Genomic DNA, 22,159 nt, shown 5'->3' with positions numbered 1-22,159 from the left:
CCGTCAACAGCCGATAGACCGAAGATTCAGAGACAAAATACTGCTTCTCAATTCCCAAAGTCCGGGAATTGGCCACTGCCGAGTTCGCGACGCTGCGTCTTCGGCTCTTGAAAATCGCCGCCCGTGTGGTCGAGACCACGCGCCCATTCGCCTTGCGTTTGCCGCGGCATGTCCCGAAGCCGACCTGATCCGCGGCTTGCCAGGCGCGCTGCTGCCGCTCGGTCCTTGAGCGGCGGGGCGTCCGCCCCCCGTTCGCCCAACCCATCCCTCAAGCGTGCGCGGCGCATGTACCGGTCGTCAGGCGGTGAAAAGCCGAAGGCAATCCCGCGCGCCTCGTCAGAGCAGATGTGCGGCCACACGAGGAATATCACGAGCGTCAATGATACGAAGTTGGCGCGGTGGTTTCGGCTGCCCGCCTTCACCATCCTCACTTTGGGTACACTGAAATCCAAGATCTGGAAATCTGCCGCTGCTAGGAGCCCGTCCAGATATGTTTTCGTGACGGGCATTTGTTGTAGAGTAGCAGGCTCAGGCTGCGTTTGCGAGGTTGAACAGCTTGAGGAGGTTATGGACGGTGCAGATCATTGTCCACTCGGCGCGCACTTTCTCGATGCCCCGCAACAGGAACTGGCGGAAGCCTCTTGCCTGTTTGATCTGCCCGAACACCGGCTCCACCACTTGCTTTCGCAATCGGTAGGGTGTTTCGAAGCCGCCATCGTCGATCTTCTTTCGCATGGCCTGTGTCAGCGGGCCGCCGACTTTTCCGTTCGCTACTGTCGGGTGCTTGGCGCGTCCGGGCGCGACATAGCCATCGATGCTGCGTGTGTCGAGCGCTTCGAGATTGGCTTCGCTGCAGTAGCCGGAATCCGCTGAGGCCTGCCGCGGCTTGCGGCCAAGATTGCTCTCGATGGCCTCGATCAGGGGCACCAACTGGCCCTGATCGAGGCCGTGCTGGGTCAGTTCTTGCGCGACAATGATCTGGGCATGTGCATCGACGGCCGCCTGGGCATTATAGGCCTGAACGAAGCCATCCTTCGACTTCATGATGCGGCTTTCCGGATCGGTGAAGTTGCGTTGCGCCTTGGGATTGGGTTCCTCCGATGGCAGCGCCGCCGGTTTGCCCGGCTTCTTGCGGCCTTCGGCCTGGCGCTGCTGTTCCTTTTCGGCCTCGATGCGGCGCTCTTCCTCCGCCGCCAGTTTGGCGTCCGCTTCCAGCGCCGCCATCGCTTGCTGGATCTTCGCCAGCCGTTTCTGCTTGTCGACGGTCCAGTCCGGCAGTTCGTCGCTGTTGCCGAAAGTCTCATCCTCCGAGGCATCCGCCGCCTCGGCGGCCGCCAGCATGCGAGCGACCTCGGCCTTCAATTCCGCCTCGCGCTTCTTCATGCGCTCATAACTCATCGCCTTGTGTTTCGACGCGTTCGCCTTGATCTTCGTACCATCCAGCGCGACATGACCGAGCTTGACCAGCCCGGCCGTCTCGCACAACTTCAGAACCTGCACGAATAGCGCGCCGAGCGCCTTCAAATGTCGCTTGCGAAAGTCGCTGATCGTCCGAAAATCCGGCGCATCCAGCGCCACGATCATCACAAAATCGTTCCGCTCCCGGCAGGCCTTGGCAATCCGACGCGACGAATACAGCCCACTCGCATAGCTATGCAGCAGCAGCGCCACCATCATCCGCGGATCAAACGGCGGCTGCCCAAGCCCGCTCACATAGCTGCCCATGATCTCCCTGAGATCGAGGCTCTCCCGCACCAGATCAACCATAAACCGCGAGACATGGCCTTTCGGCACGAAGTCCTGCACATTCGGCGGCAGAAGCAGCGTCTGATCGATGTTCCAAGGCCGAAAATACTTGCTCATCGCCCAATGTTGAATCAGACCCGACCAGATTTGAACAGCGACTATCCAGACAAGCTCCTAGCGTATATGGCCCCAGCTGAGCCACGCTATCCCGCCTTGCGCTTCCGCTTGGCGCGGCTCTCCGCTGGCAGGTTCACCTGCCAGCTCTCGACTCATCTTCGTATCTGACCGATTTTTTTTCGGGCTGGATGCCAACGGATGCGCCTGGAATGCGGTGTCGGCTTTCGCCAACTGCGGACGTGCCGTCGCACACGTCCGGGGCAGCTATGTGCCACGAACGGACTCATACGGACGTCCCAGCAGGCGAGATCATCGCAACGATAGGGGCTCCGTCCCTCTCTCAATCGAAGGAAAGGGACTGGCCACCGATCTTAGCCTCAAAAGCCCGCAGCCGCTGATAGATCGAAATCAGTTCAACGATCGTGCTCCACGAATTGACGAGATACTGAAACGAGGTTCGCACTTGCGAAAACGCATTCAGAATCTGGTTCATCGAACCGAGCGTGATCTTGCCGGCCATGATCGTCGGTGCGAGCAGGAGGTAGGGAAAGACGACGTCGGTCTGCAGATAGACGATGCGGCCGATGTTGAAGTACATGAAGTTCAGGTAAAGCCGGAAGTAGTTCCTTCTGATATCACCAAACAGCACGCTCAATGTCGGTGGATCGGCACGGGCAGGTTCATCCTCACCGAGCACGAGCTCCTTGCGATAGGCCGCTTCAACCCGCTGGTTGAAAAATTCGATTGCCGGCAGGCGGATGCCGATCAGCGCGAGAACGCCAGTGCCGAGCACCGACCAGATCACGGCGGCGAACACCAGCGGATAGGGGATGACGCCAACCAGCGGCAGCTCCGTGATGTCGCCGGACAGCTTCATCAGAACCGGCAGGAAGGCCAAGAGCGTTAGCACGGCACTGATGAGATTGACACCGAGACCTTCCACGGTGGTCGCGAAGCGCATGGTGTCTTCCTGCACCCGCTGCGAGGCGCCTTCAATCGTGCGCAGCCGCGGCCAGTTGGTGACATAGAAATCGTTCATCGCGGTCCGCCAGCGGAAGATGTAGTGGCTCACGAAGAATCGCGTCACCACACCGACCGCGACCGCGACCAGTGCGATGCCGGCAAAGGTCGACAATTCACCGTAGAACTGCTCGACCGTGACCGGCGTTGATTTTGAAAGCGCGGCCTGGACGAGGTTGTAGAACGGTCCATACCAACTGTTGATCGCGACGCTGACCTGGACCTGGAAGTAGGAGGTGAACAGGATCAGCGCCGAGCCGAGAATAGACCAATTCGCCCAGGGATGCGGCGCCAACACAATCCAGGCCGCCGCGAAGAGCGCGGCGCACAGGGCAAAATAGAGATCGAACCAGAGCGCCGGTGCCGCCCAGAACGTCGCCAGGCCGACCGGCTGTTCAGCCGCTTGGAAGAAATTTTTGGCAAAGCCATACCAAACCGCCATTGCCAGCGCCGTCCAGACAACTACCGACAGAAAGAACAGCTTGGGTCGGGGGAAAAATGAAACGAACATGTTTGGTATCCCGCTCGGGTCAGAGAATTTGCGGGCTTTCTTATAGAAGACCGAGCATGCAGGGGCCACCGTAGGCGGCATAAGCCAGATCATCCCAGCCAATCGAAACTAATCGGTTCTGGGCCGCAAGCCCCATCGGCTCAGAATATGAACGCTCGCCGTTTCATTGGCAGTTCCTTCTCATGCTGGCTCAGACTTGCCCGCCGAAGATGTTTGATTTGAGCTCTGAAATAGATTGCTGGGCGGTCGATGAGTCATTCGCGCCCGAATGCGGTCCCCGCGATACGTCCGGTTACCCCCGGATAACGACCGAATAGCGGCTCGACTTCTCAAATTTACCAGAAGCCGTTACGCAGAGTTGGCTGCGTAAAGAAGTTGGATGCCGTCATTCGCCCTCGACTGCGAGTTTGCAAAAAGGGATCGGATCCGATGCGCCCGGTAGCGTCCCTTGAGAGGGGCGGCCATCCGGCTGTTGGCTGACCGCATCGTTCGGCGGGAATATGCTGGCGTAGATCGCGCGAGCTTCTCGAATCAAACGAGCCCGCTCGATCTCGGATCTTTGAGTAAATCGAATGACGTCGCCCATTGCGCTCCTTGTGAATGCGCGTAAACGGACGTAGACCGAGAGGCTGCCCATTTGCTTCAAGTAACCATCGCATGCCGCCAGTTACGCGCAGCAGGCCTCAAAGCCTTGCTTGAGGATATTGATCGGCAGATCACGGCCGATAAAGACCAGACGGGTTTGACGCGGTTCGCTTAACTTCCAAGGGCGTTGGGGGCCGCCCTCGACTGCTTTAGCCCCCTAGCCAGCTTTGGGTAGTGGGTCAGTTTGAAAACTGCCCCCGAAAGATTTCGCTTGGTTAATTGAGGAAAGCGGTAGTGCTTAAACGGCGAACCAGGGCGACTTGACGCCCAAACGGCGGTCCAAATATCCGACCATCGATGGCGTCAAAAATTCGCTTTGGCTCAACCCGACTACTACGACCGACTTTGCGCCCACCGACAGTTTCGTGAGGGTGTGGACTCTTTTCGAAGCCGAAAATGGTGTCGATCTCGCTTCCCGCCATATGACACTTACTGAGTGCCCCTTCCCGATGGCGTATCCGCCCGCGCCTTCCCGCCCTTCTTGCCTAGCGCCACCGCAGCCGGGTCTTTGCCCTCTCTCTGCGTAAGATCGCGATCGGGCGTCTCGCCAGTGGCGATATCAATGATTCGCTTGGCGAGCTGGTTGGGGTCCCTAGCCCAGCTTATTCACGTTCCCGATCACCATGCGGGCCTGCGCGGCCCGCGAGAACCGCGTCAGCGCCCCAGATCTGGCTTGTTCCTCTGTCCTGCTACAGAAGCGCGTTCTCCCAATCAGTCATTCCCGGCACCGGGCTCTTATCCGCGACGACTGGCGAGCGAAGCTGTCGCCGCCGGCAGATCCCAGAGTCTGTCCTGCGTATGCTTCAGTGGAGCCGCTAACGCCTCAAAGGCCGACCTCACGTCTGCATAGGCGGCCTCCTTCAAAGCGGCATCCGAGGGATCGATCTCGTTGTAGGCGGTCAGCGCCTCGGCATAGTTCTGATACAGGGGCATTTGGGCCTCGTTGGTCCAGCCGAGACCGAGATACTGGAACTGATCAGCCGGAACCGTGACGCGGCCTTTGTCCAGTTCCCGAACGTAGTCCGCCGACCAGTCGTGGATGGTATAGGATTCAAGTTTGTCCATCATCGACCGCCAGCGCTTGACGCGCTCCTCAAGCGGCATGTGGGCCGCCTTGGAAATTGCGGCCGCGATCTCTTCTGGACGGTTCGGATCCACCAGCAGCGCCTCGTCCTCGTTGAAGTCTTCAGCCGCACCCGCATACTTCGATAGTACCAGAACTCCGGGATCCCTCGGATCTTGTGCAGCAACATACTCCTTAGCGACAAGATTCATTCCATCACGCAACGGTGTCACGACGCCGACATGCGCCGCGCGGTAGAGGCGCGCGAGTGCAGCCTGGCTGAATGAGTCATTCCTGTAGTGGATCGGACTCCACTCGTCTGTGCCATGCTCGGCATTAACGTGGTTGATCGCGCTCTCCACGTCGTCTTTATATTTTTGATACTCTTCGACGTCGGCGCGTGAAGACGGCGCTATCTGCAACAGCGAGATGCTGTGCGGCTCGGCCGCTAAAAGCTGATTGAAAGCTTCGACCCGTTTGTCGATACCTTTCGTGTAGTCGAGTCGGTCTACGCCGATCGCAAACTTCGCTCCCTCGAAATTCTGCAATAATGACGAGATTTTTTCTTGCTCTGCGGGCGAGAGGTCTGCCGCAAGATACCCTGCGAACTGCTTGGGATCGATACCGATTGGGAATTTTCGAAGTCGCGTCTGACCACGCTCGGAGGTCACGACGCCATCCTTGCTCTCCAGGCCGAAATGGGTCTGGAGACAGGCCAGGAAATTGTTCAGATCCCGGTTCGTCTGAAAGCCGAGCAGATCGTACTTCAGCATCGACGTCATCAGTTCGCGATGGTGTGGTACGCGCTCTATCATGTCAGGCGCCGGCCATGGCGTATGTAGGAAAAAGCCGGTTGGCCGCTCAATGCCGAGCTTATGCAGATCGGCACCGAGCGGAAGCAAATGATAATCATGCACCCAGAATGCGTCCCGATCCCGCAAATCGAACGCCGCACGTGCCATAAAGTCGTTGATCTTTCGATAGCTGCCATAATCCTCTTCCGAGCCCGACATCCGGTCCGGTAGGGAGTGCAATGCCGGCCACAACGTCGAATTCGAAAAACCTCGATAATAGCCAGGATAGTCGGCGGCGGGCAGATCGAGCCTCGCCACATCGCCTGCACCGGTCTTCACGAGCGGGAGGGGCTGCTCGGTCCCGTCGCCGCGCTTCTCCGAGGAGCCCATCCAGACCGCGCCGGAACGTTCCACAACCGGCTCGAGGGCCGCGGCAAGCCCGCCGGTCTGGGGCTTATTGGGGTCGAAGGGCGCGACGCGGTTCGAAACGACAACAAGCTTCATGTCGGGTTGCTGGTTTACCGTATCGAGGCGATCCTCCACGTCAACCGAGACAACAGCATGGGAAGGACCTGCATCGGCTTGTTGCTCCCGCTCAAAGCTCGCTTGATGCGGGGGCGAGTGTACTTGTGAGTTGGCCTGTGCGCTCACTTCTTTCGACTGTTCCTGCAGCAGGATACTGTAAGACTCCATAAAGCTTTCTGTGTGCCATGGGTCGATATTCATCGCGTTGCCTCGTTGAATAGCGCTCTCTTAGTGCTTTGTATCTAATAATACTTTGATATCTAACCCAGCTTTCGAGAAGCTGACGAGCCCCGCGGTCGGCTACAGCGACAACCACCATACCCTTTTAGTAGAAGGAAAAAAAACGGCCCCAGAGCGGTACGAGCCGGGGCCGTTGGAGTATTTGTGTATCTAACCCGTCTTATTCGTCAGAGTGCGCCTGAGAGGCTGGCGAGCGTGGTGTAAAGCGCTGATGCGGCGTAGGATTCGGTTGCAAAGCCAACCCCATCACCTTCAGCCGCGAACACCAGGCCCGCCATGACCGATGATACGATTCTGCCCTTCTCGTTTCCAGCCGTTCACGCCAAGAAAGTCACAGCTGCCTTCGATGGCGGTCGGCTGACCTCGAACGGGGGCGTGATGCTTCTGGCGATGGCCGAGCGGCGTCTCGGCTTGGCCGACAATTTGGCCCGGGTGTTCCCGGATCGGCGCGATCCGACGCGGGTCGTGCACAGCCTTGTCGATATGTTCCGCGCGCGCATGTTCGCGATCTGCTGCGGCTACGAGGACGCCGACGACCTCGATCATCTGCGGTCCGATCCCGCATTCAAGCTGGCCTGCGGACGGCTGCCGGACACGGGTCGCGATCTGTGTTCCCAACCGACGCTGTCGCGGCTGGAGAATGCTCCGCGCCTGCGCGACGTGATCCGACTGACCTACACTTTGGTCGACGCATGGATGGATAGCTACCCGCGCGAGCCGGCATCCGTCACGCTCGACATCGATGATACCTGCGATGTCGTCCACGGCCATCAGCAGCTCTCGCTGTTCAACGCTCATTATGACGAACGCTGCTTCCTGCCGATCCACGTCTACGACACGGAGAAGAGCCGGCCCGTGGCGGTCGTGCTGCGGCCCGGCAAGACGCCGGGCGGCGTCGAGGTGCGTGCCCATCTGCGCCGCCTGATACGGCATATCCGGACGCGGTGGCACAACACGCGAATTACGTTCCGTGGCGACGGGCACTATGCTCGGCCGGAGGCCATGACGTGGTGCGAGACCAACGGCATCGACTACATCTTCGGTCTGTCCGGCACCAAGCCGCTCGCCAGAAAAGTCGACGAGGCCGCCGACGACATCCGCACGCGACGCGCCATCGAGAACCTGCCGGTTCTGCGTGGCTATACCGAGACGCGCCACAAGGCCAAGTCCTGGGATCGCGAACGGCGTACCGTCGCCCGTATTGAGGCGACGATGCTCGGCCTCGACATCCGTTTCGTCGTCACCAGCCTCGATGTCGGCTCGGCCGAGTGGATCTACGACAGCCTGTATTGCGCGCGCGGCCAAGCCGAGAATCTGATCAAGCTGCATAAGACACAGCTCGCCTCCGATCGCACCAGCTGCCGTTCGGCGCTCGCCAATCAAGTCCGCCTCGTTCTCCACACCGCCGCTTATTGGCTGATGCTGACCGTGCGCGACGCGATTCCCAAAGCCCGGGAATTGGCCACAGCCGAGTTCGCGACGCTGCGTCTTCGTCTCTTGAAACTCGCTGCCCGTGTCGTCGAGACCACGAGCCGCATTCGCCTTGCGTTTGCCGCGGCATGTCCCGAAGCCGACCTGATCCGCGGCTTGCCAGGCGCGCTGCTGCCGCTCGGTCCTTGACCGGCGGGGCGTCCGCCCCCCGTTCGCCCAACCCATCCCTCAAGCGCGTTGCAAAGTACGGGTCGTCAGGCGGTGAAAAGCCGAAGGCAATCCCGCGCGCCTCGTCAGAGCAGATGTGCGGCCACATCAATCGGACTAAAAAAACGCACTCTCACGAATAGGACGGGCTAAACATTTCCAGCTGACATCAGGCTTACGCCATCCCGAAAACTTTCGTTCACCCACGGTAAAATCCCAGATTGCGCTCGGCTATAGGGCGGGCCGCATTGGCCCGGGGCATGGCTATTCGTTCTCGACCCGAGCGTTCCTTGCGCTAATGCGGCACCGGCTTTCTCACCCTGCCAGACCCCAAGCTTCCGCAGGCTTCCAATCTCGACTGACGCGGGACCGGTCATGTGGCCCCAGCAATCGCCCCTGGGCCTCCAAGGGTGGCTGGGGCCACATCGTGCTGTGATGTCTCAAGACGCGACGAAATGAAGAATAATGATGGCACCTATGACGCAGGTCGCTATGGCAACGATCGCGCCGGTACGCCTATTCGGAAAACGCCAAAAGCCAGGATCGCAACGGCTAACAATATGGCGATCCTGATGAAGATCGAGGCCAATGGGATTGCTTCCTGGGTAAATCATCCGCAATTATGGGACGTCTACAGTCAACGTTCCAGCCCGAAACCTGCCGATCGTTCGTCGGAATATAACGAATGGAACTGTTCCTCCGCCTATGGTCAGTTGGTTACAAGCTCGAGAACGACCACGTCGTAATCCACGAGGCCGCGCGAGGTCGGCCGGCTATCCTCTTTAGGATGAGCGGTCGCTCAGGATGATTTGTTTATATACGAGAACGCAGGTTGCGCCATCGGACTTGGGCCTGATCGACAGCGTGATGGTGTCGCCCGCCGCGACACCATCGGGCAGATCAAAGTCCTTCTCAGTGCCCGGAGACACTATCTCATTGACAGCCTCGCGTCCGTTCACGGCTGCGACGAGGACGTTCGATCCGACGCAGCCGCGGCCGATCTCGTCGATCCGGCCGTGAACCACATGAGCCGCGGCGCGCAATCCTACCGAGGCGTTTCCGACATGCGAGGTCGAGTAATCGGCGCTCACTCCGATGTGGTTCGGTACCCCGTCGGGTGAGTAGACCCAAGCACCGCCGTTACTTTGCGGCGCCGCAAGAGCTATGTCCCCGCTCTTGCCGCGCAGGTAGCCATCCGCCTTCGTGAAGTAGTCGAACGGATCAAGGCTGTTGATGAGCTGAAGTCGAAAAGAAAGTTCCGACTCATTGGTGACGGCGTGAGCTGCCCGATCAGGCACAGCTTTCGCCTCATCGAAAGACAGGATTTCGAGCAGAGATGCCTGTCCCGAAGCGGTGGGATCACGCCTGAAATAGGTTCCCCAAGTCACATCGAAGAAGGCCCATTTGCCGCTAATTTTCACTTCTGCCGCGATATGCGAGTGACGAACGTCGGCTTCATCCGGCCAGTAGAATTCGAGGCTGCGTGCCTCGAGGCCAACTCGTGTCGCGATGTTGAGAAATACAGAAACCTGATTCCCGCAAATGCCGATCCCGCGCGACAGGGCCTCTTCATCGTTGGCGGGCAAATCCTCGGGGGATGTATTCGCGACAGCGCCATATCGCGTCGAGCTGACCTGCTGCTGGACGAGGTTCATAGCCGTGAGCGCCAGCCCAAATTGCCGCACGCGGTCCAAGTCGACATCTTTATCCCAGGTCAAACGCTTAGTGAGATAATCAGCATCTACGCGAACCTGTTCGACTACTTTCGAGATGGCCGGCTCCGTAACCGTTTGCGCCTGAACACTCGAACTCGCGATCAAAACTAGAACGGCCAACGATGGCGCGCATCGCATTCGGAACTCCGTCAAGACCTGAACAACAGCAGCGGACTCGGGGAATTCACGCTAGCCAAACAACAGGGCCAAAGTGAGTTAAACGAAAGCCATGGACCTCTTCCTCCGCCCCAGCCGGGTCTTTGCCCTCTTCCTCTGGCGTAGGATCGCGGTCGGGCGTCTCGCCAGTGGCGATATCAATGATTCGCTTGGCGAGCTGGTTCGGGTCCCTAGGGCGTTCGGGGGGCATTTCGCATAACCCTGCGATCTTAGCCAAATTATCTTGCGGTTCCCATCTATCAACCGCGGGCGTCCTCGCGCTCCTTTCCCTCTGCGCTCTCTACGTGCCCCAGGCGACTGCTTTTCCTCCCTCACTGCAAAAGACTCATCAGCTTATCCGCGAGACCGCAAAGAAGTACGGCGTCGATCCCGATACAGCGGTGCGCGTGGCGAAGTCAGAGGGCCTGCGCGACTTCCTCGGGGATCGCGGCAAGTCAGGCGGTGCATTCCAGCTCTATACAGGCGGTGGGCTCGGCAATGAGTTTCAGAAAAAGACCGGCCTCAATCCGCTCGATCCCGCGAACGAGAAAGCGACCATCGACTACGCGCTGTCGAATGTCGGAAAGACCGGCTGGGGCCCGTACCACGGTGCAAAGCGCGTCGGCATCGGGCCGCGCGAGGGCATTGGAGCACCACCGAACGGGCAAACCGCTGGCCCAGGCAGCGGCGCTGGAGCTGGCGACACACCAGCGGGCGATCTGCCGCCGAGAGTAAGCGCGGTCGGCGGCGGCGATCCTGCGGCCTTCATCACTCACCACACTGGCGGGCGCGGCAGCGTTGCGGGCGTGCAGAACACGCTGCGGCAGCGCGGCCTCGGCGTCGAATATGTGATGGATCGCGAAGGCAACATCGTCCAGACGGGCGGCCCCGGCAGCTCGCACATGCGAACCGGCTGGGGACCGAAGGGCGCAGGCCTGTCGAACCGCAACACGGTCGGCATGGAGATCATCGCCAAGGACGACAAGGATGTCACGCCGCAGCAGGCGCAGGCCTATGCGAAGTTTATGGCGTTGCGATACTGCATCGTGTTTCCCAACGACAGCGGCGACTCGCTCTATCAGCGCGACTACCGCCAGCCGCGCGATCAGCTGGTCAGGCAGTTGGAGGCCGAAGGTCCAGGCACGCTGCAGCTGCCGACGCAGGCCTCGCAGTTGGTGGTCTGCCCGCGCTACCTCGGGGCCAAGAAAGGCGAAGCCACCTTTGGGCGCGTCGGCACCGACGCAGGCATCTCGGTCAACGTCTACGCCAAGGTCGGATGAGCGATGAGCGGCGCGAATGTCCCCGACATCCGGCTGGTCCAGAACAATATCTTTCCGAAATATTCCGTCACGCTGGACTGGCTGCTGCTGCGAGATGGCACGCTGGACGACTCGCAGGCGCTGGCGACAGCGGTCTGCATCGCGCTCGGCACCAACGCGCTGGCCGCGCCTGATGATGTGCTGCCCGATCCTGACAGCAACGACCGCTGCGGCTGGTGGGGCGATCTCGACGCCGAGCTGATCTGGAACGGCTGGCCCATCGGCTCGAAGCTGTGGCTGCTGCGCCGCGCCAAGATCAACCCGGCATCGGCGCGCGAGGGCTCCACCGTGATGATGGTCGAGAACTACATTCGCGAGGCCATGCAGCCATTCGTGGATCGCAAGGTTTGCTCCAGCTTCGATGTCTGGGTGAACCGCGTGGACACGCAACGCATCGACGCACTGCTGAGAGTTTATCGAGGACCCGCGCAGCCGATTGATCTGCGTTACGAGGTGCTCTGGGACGCGATGGGGCCGTAGCGGATGCCTTGGTCAACACCAACACTGCGAGAAGTCCGCTCGCTGGTGCGCGATGCCGTGAATGCATCGCTGCCTGGAGCCGATGCCAATGTGCCCAACAGCGTGCTGCGCGTGCTATCGGACAACCAGGGCGCGCTCTGCCATCTGCCCCTGCAGTATATCGACTGGCTCTCGCTGCAGCTGCTGCCTGACACAGCCGAGACCGAATGGCTCGACCGCCATGGCGATATCTGGCTGGTCAATTCCGGTGGATCGACAGGCCGTAAGATGCCCGCGCTGGCGACCGGCACCGCCAACATCATCGGCACCACCAATGGCACCGTGCTGCCAGCCTTCACGCAACTGCAGAGCGGATTCGGCATGCCTGCCAATACCGACTCGCCGAACCAGAGCGTGACCTTCGAGACTCTGGAGGACATCACCGTCTCGGTCGCCGCGCCTGTCGTCGCCAATATCCGCGCGCTCGATTCCGGCACGCTCGGCAATATTCCCGATGGCTCCTCGCTGATCATCGTGCCGCCCGTCAATAGCGTCGGCTCGGCCTCGACCATCCACGTCAGCGGCGGCACCGACATCGAGACCGATGCGCAGCTGCGATCCCGCATCCTGCACCGCATCCAGAACCCGCCGATGGGCGGCAGCATCGCCGACTATGAGCAATGGGCGCTTGCGGTCCCCGGCGTGACGCGCGCATGGGCCGCGCCCGAGCAAGGCGTCGGCACCATCACCGTGCGCTTCCTGATGGACGATCTCTATCCCGATGACGACGGCTGGCCGCAGCCTGACGATATCCAGCGGGTTGCCGACTACATCGACAAGATGCGCCCGGTCACCGTCAAGGATTGCTACGTGGTCGCGCCGATCAAGCAGTTCATTGATGTCAACATTGCCGAGCTGATGCCTGACACCGATGAAGCCAAGGCCGAGATCGAGGCCAGCATTCGCGACATGCTGTTCCTGAAAGCCGCGCCTGGACAAACCATCTTCGCGGCGTGGGTCAGCTTCGCCATCATGAGCGCCCCGCATGTGCAGTCCTTCCGGCTGGTCTCCACCAGCGATTACGTGATGGCATCGGTCGGCAGCATGGCGGTGCTCGGCACCATCAGTTACGTCTGATGAGCGACCGACACATCAGGCGCAGCGGCAGCGACTACACCGAGGCCTATCTCGCGTTGCTGCCGCAGGGGCAGGCATGGCCGAGGCACGCGCCTGACAGCACTACGGTGCGCGGGATCACCGGCCTGTGCGATTACTGGGGCTTCGTGGATGGCCGCGCCGCCGATCTGCTGGAGCGCGAGAGCGATCCCCGCCAGACCGTCGAGCTGCTACGGGACTGGGAGAGCAACTGGGGCCTGCCCGATCCCTGCTATCAAAGCCCGCAAAGTATCGCAGAGCGGCAGCAGGCGCTGATCATGCGCATGACGATGCAGGGCGCGCAGTCGCGCGAGTTCTTCATCGGCATCGCCGCGCAGATCGGCTACTCGATCACGATCACCGAATACCGGACCTTCGTGGTCGGCCTCGACCGCGTCGGCGACAATCGCGTTCACGGCGACGGCTCCCACCCGATGTACAACGAGTGGGGCCAGCCGATCAAAAATCCGGACGGCGAGAACGTCGCGCTCGGCGAGCTGTCGGAATGGCCATACTACGGGCTCGGCCCCGACACCAACCGCTTCTATTGGACAGTGCATGTGCATCAGGCGGGCCTCGTCTGGTTTCGCTGCGCATCGAGCCAGTGCGGCGTCGATCCTCATCTGCGCATCAAGCTGGCCGATGACCTTGAGTGCCTGCTCAACCGTTGGAAGCCAGCGCACACGCAGATCATCTTCGACTATTCCGGTCTCAGCAATCCGGGCGATCCGATGGTTGGGACGCCATAGCGGCCGGGAACGCAAATGAAGTACAACGCACCATATGGCGTGAGCGATCCGAACGGCCCGTACATCAACGGCGATCCCTCCACCGGGCAGATGGGCTCGATCCCGCCAGCGGCTTCGATTGAGTATCCGCAGCGCGAGCTGGTCAACCTCTTCACCGATGCGGGGCTGGTGCCTGACAATGCGGACCTGCACCAGACATCGAAGTCGGTGCAATCCGCTGGCGTGATCAGAGGCATCGACAGCGGCGCGGTGAACATTCTTTCGATTGCCCTGACCCCGGCGCTGACCACGTACATCGACGGCATGTTCGTCTGGGTGCGGGTCGCGATCACCAACACCGGCCCTGCGGTGCTCTCGATCAACGGGCTGAGCGGCAAGAACATCGTGCGGCGCGGCGGCCCTGCGCTGCAGGCTGGTGATCTTCCGGGCGGCTACTGGGCGCTGCTTGTCTACAATGGACCGCACGGAAATTTCGAGCTGTACGGCGCATCGTTCGCGCCTGCGGCCTTCGTGCCGATCCTCGCCGCCAACACCAATCTTTACGTCAACCCGGTGACCGGCGACGACGCGCTGTACGATGGCTCGCAGGCGGTTGTCGCCGCGCCGCACGGCCCGTTCAGGACCATCGCCCGCGCGATGCAGGAGACGTTCAAGTACGGGCCTTCGGTCTACACGATGGCCATCAATTTGTCGGCTGGCACCTTCAATGAGCCGTGCGTGACGCCGAACGTGATTGGCCCGTCGATCATCGTCAAGGGTGCCGGTCCAACCCAGACTTTCGTGATGGGAGCCAACAACCAGCACACCTTCCTCTGCACCAGCGCCAACAACATGGTGGTGCGCGATCTCTGCACCCAGACCGGCACCGGCCAAGGCCCGCCGTGCAATTTCGCCGCATCGAGCGGCGGCTCGGTCACCACGATCAACACGGCATCGCAGGGCGCGACTGCTGGTTATATTTTCGAAGCGTATGGCGGCTATCTCTATCCCGGCAGCCACATTTTCAACACGGGCAGCTCCTGTCAGGAACTCTTCGCGGCCTTCTTCAGTGGCTTCATCGGCCTGCAGCAGGGTTCAGTGTTCAACTTCGCCGGTTCAATGAACGTCACGGCGGCGATTGCCGTCGCCAGTTCGAACGGATCGATTGCGGTGCCGGTGCCAGGCGCGCCGACCTTCCCCGGCGCAGGCTTCGTCACCGGCCAGAAATATTTCGCCGCCCTCAACGGCGTCATCAACACGCAGGGGTCTGGCGCGAGCTACTTCCCCGGCAACCAACCGGGCGTCCTCACAAGCGGCGGCCAGTACAATTAAGGGAGCGCTTCGATGTTCAACCCGAAAGATTGGTATTGGCACGTCGCGGGCGATGCAGCCAACGTGCTTTCGTCGGCGCGCAACATCTATGTGCCGACCAGCGACAGCGATTATGCGGCGTGGCTCACGAGCAACGGCATGGCTGACGCGCCTTCGGTGCCGGATGAAGCCGACATCTACCACTATGTCAGCGACTTCCTGCCGCTGTATCTATGGGACGGCGCGAACTTCTCGCAGCCTGCGGCAGGCCAGTACAGCAACGCGCAACTGCAGAACTACAACGGCACCGCGCGCCTCAACAAGGTCAACGGCGGCATGACGGCGGCGGGCATCCCGGTCAAGACCGATGATCGCTCGCGCGGCCTGATCTCCGATGGTCGCGCCTTGGCGATGGCCGACAGCACCTACACCACGAAGTGGTACGGCTCGGATGGGTTGTTCTACGATGTCGATGCCCCGACCATGATCCAGATGTCGGCCAAGGTCGCTGAGCACACGAACCTTTGCTACATGGCCTTTGAGCAGACCAGCGCGGGCATCTCGGGCGGCAGCATCACGACGCTCGCGGTAATCGATGCGGCCTATCAGGGGTTCTAGGCGATGGCCACGGTCAACATCAGCGTCGCGAACGATGCGGATTTCTTCCGCAGCTTCCTCTATCGCACGCTCAGCGGTGATCCCATCGACCTGACCGGCGCAACGTTCGTGATGAAGGCGCGCAGGCATGCGCAGGATGCGACCGCCTTCCTGACGCTCTCGACCGACACCGGAGAGATCGACATCGCCGATGGACCGGGCGGCAGCTTCACCGTGCTGATCACGCGCGAGCGGCTGCTGGAGATGACCATCGGCCCCTATGATCAGTCGCTGGTGATGACGCTGAACGGCGTCAAGCAGCAGCTCTGGTCTGGCGTGCTCACCGTCAACCCCGGACCATCGCGATGAACGACTTTTCGATCACGCAGACGCTGGATGTGACCGGCGAGGTCGAGATCATTCAGGACGATGTTGCGATCATCATCTCACCCGATCAGGGGCCGCCTGGAGCGCGCGGCAATTCGGTGCTGAGCGGCGCCAGCGATCCCACTAGCTCGCTCGGCGTCGATGGCGACTTCTACTACAACGAGGAGACCCATCAATTCTACGGGCCGAAGGAAGGCGGCATCTGGCCTGCGCCTGTGCTCCTGACAGGCCCGCAGGGGCCGCAGGGCGCGCAAGGCATCCAAGGCCCTGTCGGCCCGCAAGGCCCTGTCGGCCCGACCGGCGCAGCCTCGACAGTGCCGGGGCCGCAGGGCGTGCAGGGCAATACCGGCCCGCAAGGCGTGATCGGCAATACCGGCCCGCAAGGCGCGCAGGGCGTGCAAGGGCCGCAGGGCAATCCGGGCGTCGACGGCAACACCGTGCTGTACGGAACCGCTGCGCCGACTGCCGGGATCGGCGTCAACGGCAACTTCTACATCAACACCGCAACCAACTTCATCTATGGGCCGAAGGCTGGCGGCGCGTGGCCTTCAGGCACGTCGCTGGTTGGTCCGCAAGGCCCGCAGGGCGTTCAAGGCGTGCCCGGTGCAGGCAGTCCAGGCACCGCTACGCCGATCATGGACAGCGTCGGCGCTGTCGGCGTCTCGGGTAACTTCTCACGCGAGGATCACGTTCACCCATCCGACACCTCGCGTGTCATCAAGGCGGGCGACCGAATGACCGGCGCGCTGCGCGTCGGCTCAGTGCGACCTGCACCGGCCTACCCCGCGTCTGTCGGCAGCTATTCAATGTCGATTGATGCCAGCTTGGGGTTCAATGTCTTCGTGAGCGCCGATGGCTCGCAATGGTTAGCGCAGAGCGCTGGTTATGGTGTCGCGATCATTGATGATCCACCGACAGGCAATCTGAATTTCTATGCGTCAGCCGCTTCGGTCGCCGCTGGCGGTCAGTTGACGCTGAATGTAACAGCGACGCTGACGCAGCAGGGTCAGTGGCAACCGAAGTCGATTGCCATGACCGGCGATAATGGTTTCGGTGCCATCACGCTCTACCGCACTGGCGGCGTGACCTACGGAACGCTTGGCGTCGATGCGAGCGGCTACAACATCAATCTGAGCGCTGGCACGATCCCGATCAACATCTGCTTCTCTGGCATCGTCAGGGCGGTTTTTGCGAGTTCCGGTGGGCTGTCGATCAACCAACCGAACGCCACCAATCTAACCGCGTTGAGCGTCATCGGCGCAACCGCAAGCTATGCCGCCGATTTTCGAGCCAGTGGGCCGGGCTTCGCCGGGGTCGTCGGATGGGCGAACGGCACCAGCCTTTACGGCATGAGCGGCGAGAACCTGTCCGGCACCACTTATTCGTTCTACGGCAACACTGGCGCCTTCCTTGCCGCAGGCGCTTGGCAAACGTCTGACGCCCGCGTCAAGACCGTCACCAGGCAGGCTGATCCTGCCGCCGCGCTCGCCATCGTCAATGCGCTGACGGTGAACGAATTCACGCCAGCGAACCCAGCGGCGCGCGAGATGTTTTTCGGGCGCGGTGATGTCGCCAACGAAACGCTGTACGGCTGGAATGCACAGGATGTCGAACTGCTCGTGCCGATTGCCGTTCGCGACATTGGCATCCCGGCTGTGGATCGTGTGATGCGCGCGGCGCTCAAGCACATCGACATCCCGGAGCTGGACAGCAAGGAAGCCGAAGCGCTCGGCGAAGAGGAGATGTCGATCAAGGCGATCAACGACCGCTACATGCTGACGACACTGTGGTCGGCGGTGCAGCGGCTATCGACGCAGAACGATGAGCTGCGCGCGGAGATCGACGCGCTGAAAGCAGCAAGCTCATGAGAGCTGCGGCACCGGGATGACGCCTGTCACAAACCGCATATTCTCCCTAACTTTGGCCCCGCTTCGGCGGGGCTCGTTTTTGAAATCACGCATTGGTGGCAGTGTGTACTCGCCCACGACCGAAGATATTCTGCTGCGCTATACAACCGGCACGGTGTCACTTATTTTAACAGCTCCTTTGGGGTCGGTCTCGTTCTCGCTGGGGCAGCACGAGACGCCCTTGGGCAAAAAGTGTGTGCGACAAAGGCGAGGAACAACTCGTGCGGCATCTCAAGCTGCCTTTACCCTTCTGCCCCAATCTCACATCGCCGACCTGAAACCTGATCAACGCAAAGGTGATCAAAGCGATGCCTAAAACGTTTCCTATCAGACTCGAAGTAGAAGAGATCGCGCTCGGCCCCGTGCTGCGCAAACTAAATGACATGCCCGGAATAGTAGACCTGCATCTCGACCTCGGTCACGGCGGTCAAGGAGCTGGACGGAAGCAGCTAGAGGAAGCAGCTGCGAAGGCTCGCAACGGCGAGAGCGCTGAGGAGCTCACCGTCAAGCTGTTGTTGGAGGGGCCGAAGCACATCAGCGAGATCAGCGCCGCACTCGGCGGAAACAAGACGCGCGCTTACGGGGCTGTGCATCAGCTGCGCAAGAAAGGCCTTGCTGAAGCTGGTGCGAATAAGGGCGTGCACCAACTCACCGCCCAGGCGCGGGCTCAGCTCGGCGGCGCAGTGCCTGCGCTGCCAGCTCCTGATGTGAAGCATGGGCCTGCGGGCCGCGCCTCTCCCGGCTCAGGCAACATCTTGCTGCGTGCTGCGCTTGAAGCAGGCCCGGCGTCGCCTGCCGATCTGCGCAAGCACATGGCGGCGAAGGGCATGTCGCCGAAGAGTGTTGCAGGTGTGCTGGACCGCGCCAAGCGCGGCGGTCTGATCAAGAGGAACGGCAGCGGCTACGAGCTGACGGCGAAGGGACATAAGATCGAGATGATGGGAGCAGCGCACAATGGCTAGGGGTTTTTTGCGAACTTACCGGACGTACTCCTACATCGACAAAAATCCGGTGATCGACAAGATGCGCACGCTGATACAGGACGAGGGTTTGATCAAGAAGCTGAAGATCGTTCACGAAATCTCGGGCGTCTCGACTTCGACGCTCGACAATTGGTTCAACGGCACGACGAGATCGCCGCAGCATGCGACCATCGCTGCCGTGATCACCTCGCTCGGTTACGAGGAAGAGTTCGTCAAGAAAAAGGAGATCGACGTCGAGTCCGAGCGCAAGGTGGCCGCCGATTGGCTGGCGCAGCAAGAGAAAAAGAAAGCAAAGCCGAAAGCAAAGAAGCGCACAAACGGTAGCTCAAGGAGCAAACAATAATGGCAGCGCGCAAACAACCACCACACCCGCGCATGGTGACCGGCATCGACAAGATGATCGGTAACCGACTGCGGGCACGACGACTGGAAATGCACATCAGCCAATCCGAACTGGCCGATAAGATCGGCGTCAGCTTTCAGCAGGTCCAGAAATACGAGAAGGGCGTCAACCGCATCGGCGCCGGACGGCTGCAGCAGATCGCCAACATCCTCGAAACCGACATCGCATATTTCATGGGCGATGTGGTTGACGGCAAGCGACCGCCGACGGTGTCGAAGCTCGCCAGCTTCATGGCGACGAAGGAAGGCCTCGATATCAACGAGGCGATGATGCGGCTCGACCAGCCGCATCGGAAGGCGGTGATCGCGCTGGCGCGGACGCTCGGCAATGCCTACGGGGCCGAAGCATGAGCGAGACGCGGCTTCGCCAAATGTTCGACCGGGCCTCGCAGTTTTGCGAGGCCCACTTTGCTGCGTTTGGCGAGATCACGCCGATGTGGCACGCGGTGACGTCCAGCGGCGAGACCATCATCGAGCAGCATCCGGGTTATCTCGGCAAGGACATTGCCATGGTGGTGATTCGTGCGTTCTTCGATGCCAAGGACGTGGTGCGCTACGTCTATATCGGCGAGGCGTGGACGCTCGACCGGATGATTGAACCGGGCGAGCAAGAGGCGATTATGCGCGACGGCCTTACCAACCATCCCGACCGCGTCGAGATTGTCCAGCTGCAGGGCGAGGACCATGAGTGCGGCCAGATCATGGGGCAGCGCAAGATCATTCGACCCGAGAGCGGGCGGCCCTATCTCGGGCCACTGCAGATGGTCATCGACCTGCCGTTCGTGCCAGACGGCGCCACGATGCAATCCGAGGGCCGCATGGTCGGCGTGCTGCCGGCGCGAGGGATGCGGCAATGACGACTATTCCGAACCTCCTGGTGCTCATCGGCGCATTGGCTCCTGAAAAGAGCGCTATGGGGCGATTTGTTGGCTTTGGAGGCACCACGTCTAGACTTTTGGATATGTCCAATTAAGCGCGCGTTAGCTGCGCGCCGGAATGGCCACAAACGGTCCGGCCTCGGCGTGAGCGAATCGGGCTATTGTGCCCTGCCGCCAAAGTAGCCATTATGGCTCTTTACCTAAAGTAGCAACATGAAATTAAAATCAGCAAAGAGTGCAGAAGAACTCTCAAAATCTGGCCGGCCGCAAAAGCGAACGCTGCGACAGAGGACCAGCTAACCCGTCCTTGTAATAACGCGATCGGTTATCGTCGGCATATTCCGAGAGGAATGGCCTGTCGCGGTTAGCGACCGCGACAGGCCGCTGGCGATCGGATCGCACCCATCCTGAGCAGTTCGTGGCTGCCCCGTAGCAGGATCGCGCCAGCACCTTCATCGGACCCGGATGGTTGTCGGAACGGTTAGGTTCGCTTCACAAGGCGGGGTCGACGAGGATGACACAGACTAGCACAAGGACGGCTGGAATCGATACGTCCAAGAGCAAGCTCGATGTTGCGGTTCACGGCCGGACCGAACATTGGCAGGTCGCCAACTCACTGGCGGGATGGCGTATTCTGACGACCAAACTGGCCGAGGCTGACGTGAGCCGAATCGGTATCGAAGCGACCGGGGGCTATGAGCGCGGCGCGGTCGAACACCTGCGTGCGGCAGGCTTCACGGTGCTGGTGCTGCAGCCGATCCAGGTCAAGGCGTTCGGCCGGGTGCATCTGCGACGCGCCAAGAACGATGTGCTGGATGCGGTGTTGATCGCCGCCTGCGCGGCAGCGATCGAGCAGGTCAGAGATGCGCCCGATCCGCGCCTGGCGGAGCTGGCCGAACATCTGACCTTCCTCGAGCAGATCGAGGACGACATCAAGCGCTGCAAGACCCGGCTGGAGCATATCGATCAGCCCGCGCTGAGACGCCTGGTGCTGGGTGACATTGCCCGGCTGAAGGCACGGCGGCTCGCCCAGATCCGTTACCTTGCCAGGCAACTACGCGCTCACCGCGATCTCGCTGCCCGCCTTGACCTCGTGCTCAGCATTCCCGGGATCGGCGAACGCACCGCACTCGCGCTCTTGATCCGCATGCCCGAACTCGGCCGTGTCAGCCGCGAGGAGGCTGCGGCCCTCGCGGGGCTCGCGCCCTTCGACAACGACAGTGGGCAACATAAAGGCCAACGGCGCATCGCCGGCGGTCGGGCTCGGCTGCGACGTTCGCTGTTTGCTGCGGCGCTTCCGGCGGCATTCCGCTGGAACAAGGCCCTCATTGTGCTCTACACACGCCTAACCGCAGCCGGAAAGGCCCACAACGCAGCTCTCATCGCTTGCGCGCGAAAGCTGCTGATCTATGCCAACACTGTCATCCAGCGCGGAACGCCTTGGCGCGAACAGGCGTCCGCGACTTAATGGTTGCTATTCGTGAGAGTGCGTTTTTTTGGGTCCGATTGATGTGGCCGCACATCTGCTCTGACGAGGCGCGCGGGATTGCCTTCGGCTTTTCACCGCCTGACGACCCGTACTTTGCAACGCGCTTGAGGGATGGGTTGGGCGAACGGGGGGGCGGACGCCCCGCCGCTCAAGGACCGAGCGGCAGCAGCGCGCCTGGCAAGCCGCGGATCAGGTCGGCTTCGGGACATGCCGCGGCAAACGCAAGGCGAATGGGCGCGTGGTCTCGACGACACGGGCGGCGATTTTCAAGAGACGAAGACGCAGCGTCGCTAACTCGGCAGTGGCCAATTCCCGGACTTTGGGAATTGAGAAGCAATATTTTGTCTCTGGATCTTCGGTCTATCGGCTGTTGA

At 61.0% G+C, this 22,159-nt stretch carries 20 protein-coding genes and 3 pseudogenes; 16 read left to right on the top strand and 7 right to left on the bottom strand.

Going from position 1 to position 22,159, the window contains the following annotated elements; translation table 11 throughout:
- Nucleotides 1–47: 47 nt before the first annotated feature.
- Nucleotides 48–229, top strand: a pseudogene (locus HAP54_RS25340) (transposase); the annotation flags it as partial.
- Nucleotides 230–528: 299 nt separating this feature from the next.
- On the opposite strand, the gene HAP54_RS25335 reads toward HAP54_RS25340, so the two are convergent.
- The 5 genes and pseudogenes from HAP54_RS25335 to HAP54_RS25315 all read right to left on the bottom strand — a co-directional run bounded on the left by HAP54_RS25335 (nucleotide 529) and on the right by HAP54_RS25315 (nucleotide 6,622).
- Entirely contained in the window at nucleotides 529–1,863 is a 1,335-nt protein-coding gene (locus HAP54_RS25335) for an IS1182 family transposase (protein ID WP_166296156.1), read from the bottom strand.
- Between the two features lie 340 nt (nucleotides 1,864–2,203).
- Entirely contained in the window at nucleotides 2,204–3,394 is a 1,191-nt protein-coding gene (sbmA, locus tag HAP54_RS25330) for a peptide antibiotic transporter SbmA (protein WP_166304682.1), read from the bottom strand.
- A 385-nt stretch (nucleotides 3,395–3,779) separates the two neighbouring features.
- Nucleotides 3,780–3,980: a hypothetical protein gene (locus HAP54_RS25325; protein WP_084518314.1), complete on the bottom strand. Its 201-nt coding sequence runs from the start codon at nucleotides 3,978–3,980 to the stop codon at nucleotides 3,780–3,782.
- 81 nt (nucleotides 3,981–4,061) lie between these two features.
- Nucleotides 4,062–4,184, bottom strand: a pseudogene (locus HAP54_RS25320) (GTP-binding protein); the annotation flags it as partial.
- A 590-nt stretch (nucleotides 4,185–4,774) separates the two neighbouring features.
- Complete coding sequence (locus HAP54_RS25315) at nucleotides 4,775–6,622, bottom strand: alpha,alpha-trehalose-phosphate synthase (UDP-forming) (protein ID WP_224741793.1); 1,848 nt, start codon at nucleotides 6,620–6,622, stop codon at nucleotides 4,775–4,777.
- A 315-nt stretch (nucleotides 6,623–6,937) separates the two neighbouring features.
- Between HAP54_RS25315 and HAP54_RS25310 the strand changes: the two genes are divergently transcribed.
- Both HAP54_RS25310 and HAP54_RS25305 read left to right on the top strand, forming a co-directional pair.
- The gene (locus tag HAP54_RS25310) at nucleotides 6,938–8,281 is read left to right on the top strand and encodes an IS1380-like element ISBdi2 family transposase (protein ID WP_166296351.1); all 1,344 of its coding nucleotides are present in this window, start codon (nucleotides 6,938–6,940) and stop codon (nucleotides 8,279–8,281) included.
- A 473-nt stretch (nucleotides 8,282–8,754) separates the two neighbouring features.
- Entirely contained in the window at nucleotides 8,755–9,045 is a 291-nt protein-coding gene (locus HAP54_RS25305) for a hypothetical protein (RefSeq protein WP_166304680.1), read from the top strand.
- Nucleotides 9,046–9,081: 36 nt separating this feature from the next.
- Here the strand turns inward: HAP54_RS25305 and HAP54_RS25300 are convergent, their stop codons facing one another.
- Nucleotides 9,082–10,152 carry a transglutaminase domain-containing protein gene (locus HAP54_RS25300; RefSeq protein ID WP_176422212.1) on the bottom strand — a complete coding sequence of 357 codons (1,071 nt, stop codon included), beginning with the start codon at nucleotides 10,150–10,152 and terminating at the stop codon, nucleotides 9,082–9,084.
- A 425-nt stretch (nucleotides 10,153–10,577) separates the two neighbouring features.
- On the opposite strand from HAP54_RS25300, the gene HAP54_RS25295 reads away from it, so the two are divergent.
- The 13 genes from HAP54_RS25295 (at nucleotide 10,578) to HAP54_RS25235 (ending at nucleotide 21,764) form a co-directional block, all read left to right on the top strand.
- The gene (locus HAP54_RS25295; RefSeq protein ID WP_166304676.1) at nucleotides 10,578–11,450 is read left to right on the top strand and encodes an N-acetylmuramoyl-L-alanine amidase; all 873 of its coding nucleotides are present in this window, start codon (nucleotides 10,578–10,580) and stop codon (nucleotides 11,448–11,450) included.
- Nucleotides 11,451–11,453: 3 nt separating this feature from the next.
- A complete protein-coding gene (locus HAP54_RS25290; RefSeq protein ID WP_166304673.1) occupies nucleotides 11,454–11,969 on the top strand; it encodes a phage GP46 family protein in 516 nt (171 codons plus the stop codon).
- 45 nt (nucleotides 11,970–12,014) lie between these two features.
- On the top strand, nucleotides 12,015–13,085 hold the full coding sequence (locus tag HAP54_RS25285; protein ID WP_166304670.1) for a baseplate J/gp47 family protein: 1,071 nt from the start codon (nucleotides 12,015–12,017) through the stop codon (nucleotides 13,083–13,085).
- A complete protein-coding gene (locus tag HAP54_RS25280; RefSeq protein WP_166304668.1) occupies nucleotides 13,085–13,852 on the top strand; it encodes a YmfQ family protein in 768 nt (255 codons plus the stop codon). Before HAP54_RS25285 ends, HAP54_RS25280 begins: the two co-directional genes overlap by 1 nt.
- Nucleotides 13,853–13,867: 15 nt before the next feature.
- On the top strand, nucleotides 13,868–15,163 hold the full coding sequence (locus HAP54_RS25275; RefSeq protein ID WP_166304665.1) for a hypothetical protein: 1,296 nt from the start codon (nucleotides 13,868–13,870) through the stop codon (nucleotides 15,161–15,163).
- A gap of 12 nt (nucleotides 15,164–15,175) precedes the next feature.
- Nucleotides 15,176–15,760, top strand: coding sequence for a DUF4376 domain-containing protein (locus HAP54_RS25270; RefSeq protein WP_166304662.1), 585 nt, complete (start codon nucleotides 15,176–15,178; stop codon nucleotides 15,758–15,760).
- Between the two features lie 3 nt (nucleotides 15,761–15,763).
- Nucleotides 15,764–16,108 carry a hypothetical protein gene (locus HAP54_RS25265; RefSeq protein WP_166304659.1) on the top strand — a complete coding sequence of 115 codons (345 nt, stop codon included), beginning with the start codon at nucleotides 15,764–15,766 and terminating at the stop codon, nucleotides 16,106–16,108.
- The gene (locus tag HAP54_RS25260; protein WP_166304657.1) at nucleotides 16,105–17,994 is read left to right on the top strand and encodes a collagen-like protein; all 1,890 of its coding nucleotides are present in this window, start codon (nucleotides 16,105–16,107) and stop codon (nucleotides 17,992–17,994) included. Before HAP54_RS25265 ends, HAP54_RS25260 begins: the two co-directional genes overlap by 4 nt.
- A gap of 335 nt (nucleotides 17,995–18,329) precedes the next feature.
- Nucleotides 18,330–18,995, top strand: coding sequence for a hypothetical protein (locus tag HAP54_RS25255; protein WP_166304654.1), 666 nt, complete (start codon nucleotides 18,330–18,332; stop codon nucleotides 18,993–18,995).
- A 49-nt stretch (nucleotides 18,996–19,044) separates the two neighbouring features.
- A complete protein-coding gene (locus tag HAP54_RS25250; RefSeq protein ID WP_166304652.1) occupies nucleotides 19,045–19,359 on the top strand; it encodes a hypothetical protein in 315 nt (104 codons plus the stop codon).
- Nucleotides 19,359–19,769: a helix-turn-helix domain-containing protein gene (locus HAP54_RS25245; protein ID WP_166304649.1), complete on the top strand. Its 411-nt coding sequence runs from the start codon at nucleotides 19,359–19,361 to the stop codon at nucleotides 19,767–19,769. The genes HAP54_RS25250 and HAP54_RS25245 overlap by 1 nt, the downstream gene beginning before the upstream one ends.
- Nucleotides 19,766–20,275 (top strand): hypothetical protein, encoded by a 510-nt coding sequence (locus HAP54_RS25240; RefSeq protein ID WP_166304646.1) that lies wholly within the window; start codon nucleotides 19,766–19,768, stop codon nucleotides 20,273–20,275. The genes HAP54_RS25245 and HAP54_RS25240 overlap by 4 nt, the downstream gene beginning before the upstream one ends.
- 535 nt (nucleotides 20,276–20,810) lie before the next feature.
- Entirely contained in the window at nucleotides 20,811–21,764 is a 954-nt protein-coding gene (locus HAP54_RS25235) for an IS110 family transposase (protein ID WP_166297397.1), read from the top strand.
- Between the two features lie 169 nt (nucleotides 21,765–21,933).
- Here HAP54_RS25235 and HAP54_RS25230 read toward each other — a convergent pair.
- Nucleotides 21,934–22,115: pseudogene (locus HAP54_RS25230) on the bottom strand (transposase); the annotation flags it as partial.
- Between the last annotated feature and the right edge of the window lie 44 nt (nucleotides 22,116–22,159).

This window comes from Bradyrhizobium sp. 2S1, from assembly GCF_011516625.5.
Taxonomy (GTDB): Bacteria; Pseudomonadota; Alphaproteobacteria; order Rhizobiales; family Xanthobacteraceae; genus Bradyrhizobium; species Bradyrhizobium septentrionale.
The sequence above is the reverse complement of the archived record's forward strand: the minus strand, read 5'-3'. Positions and strand labels throughout refer to the sequence as shown.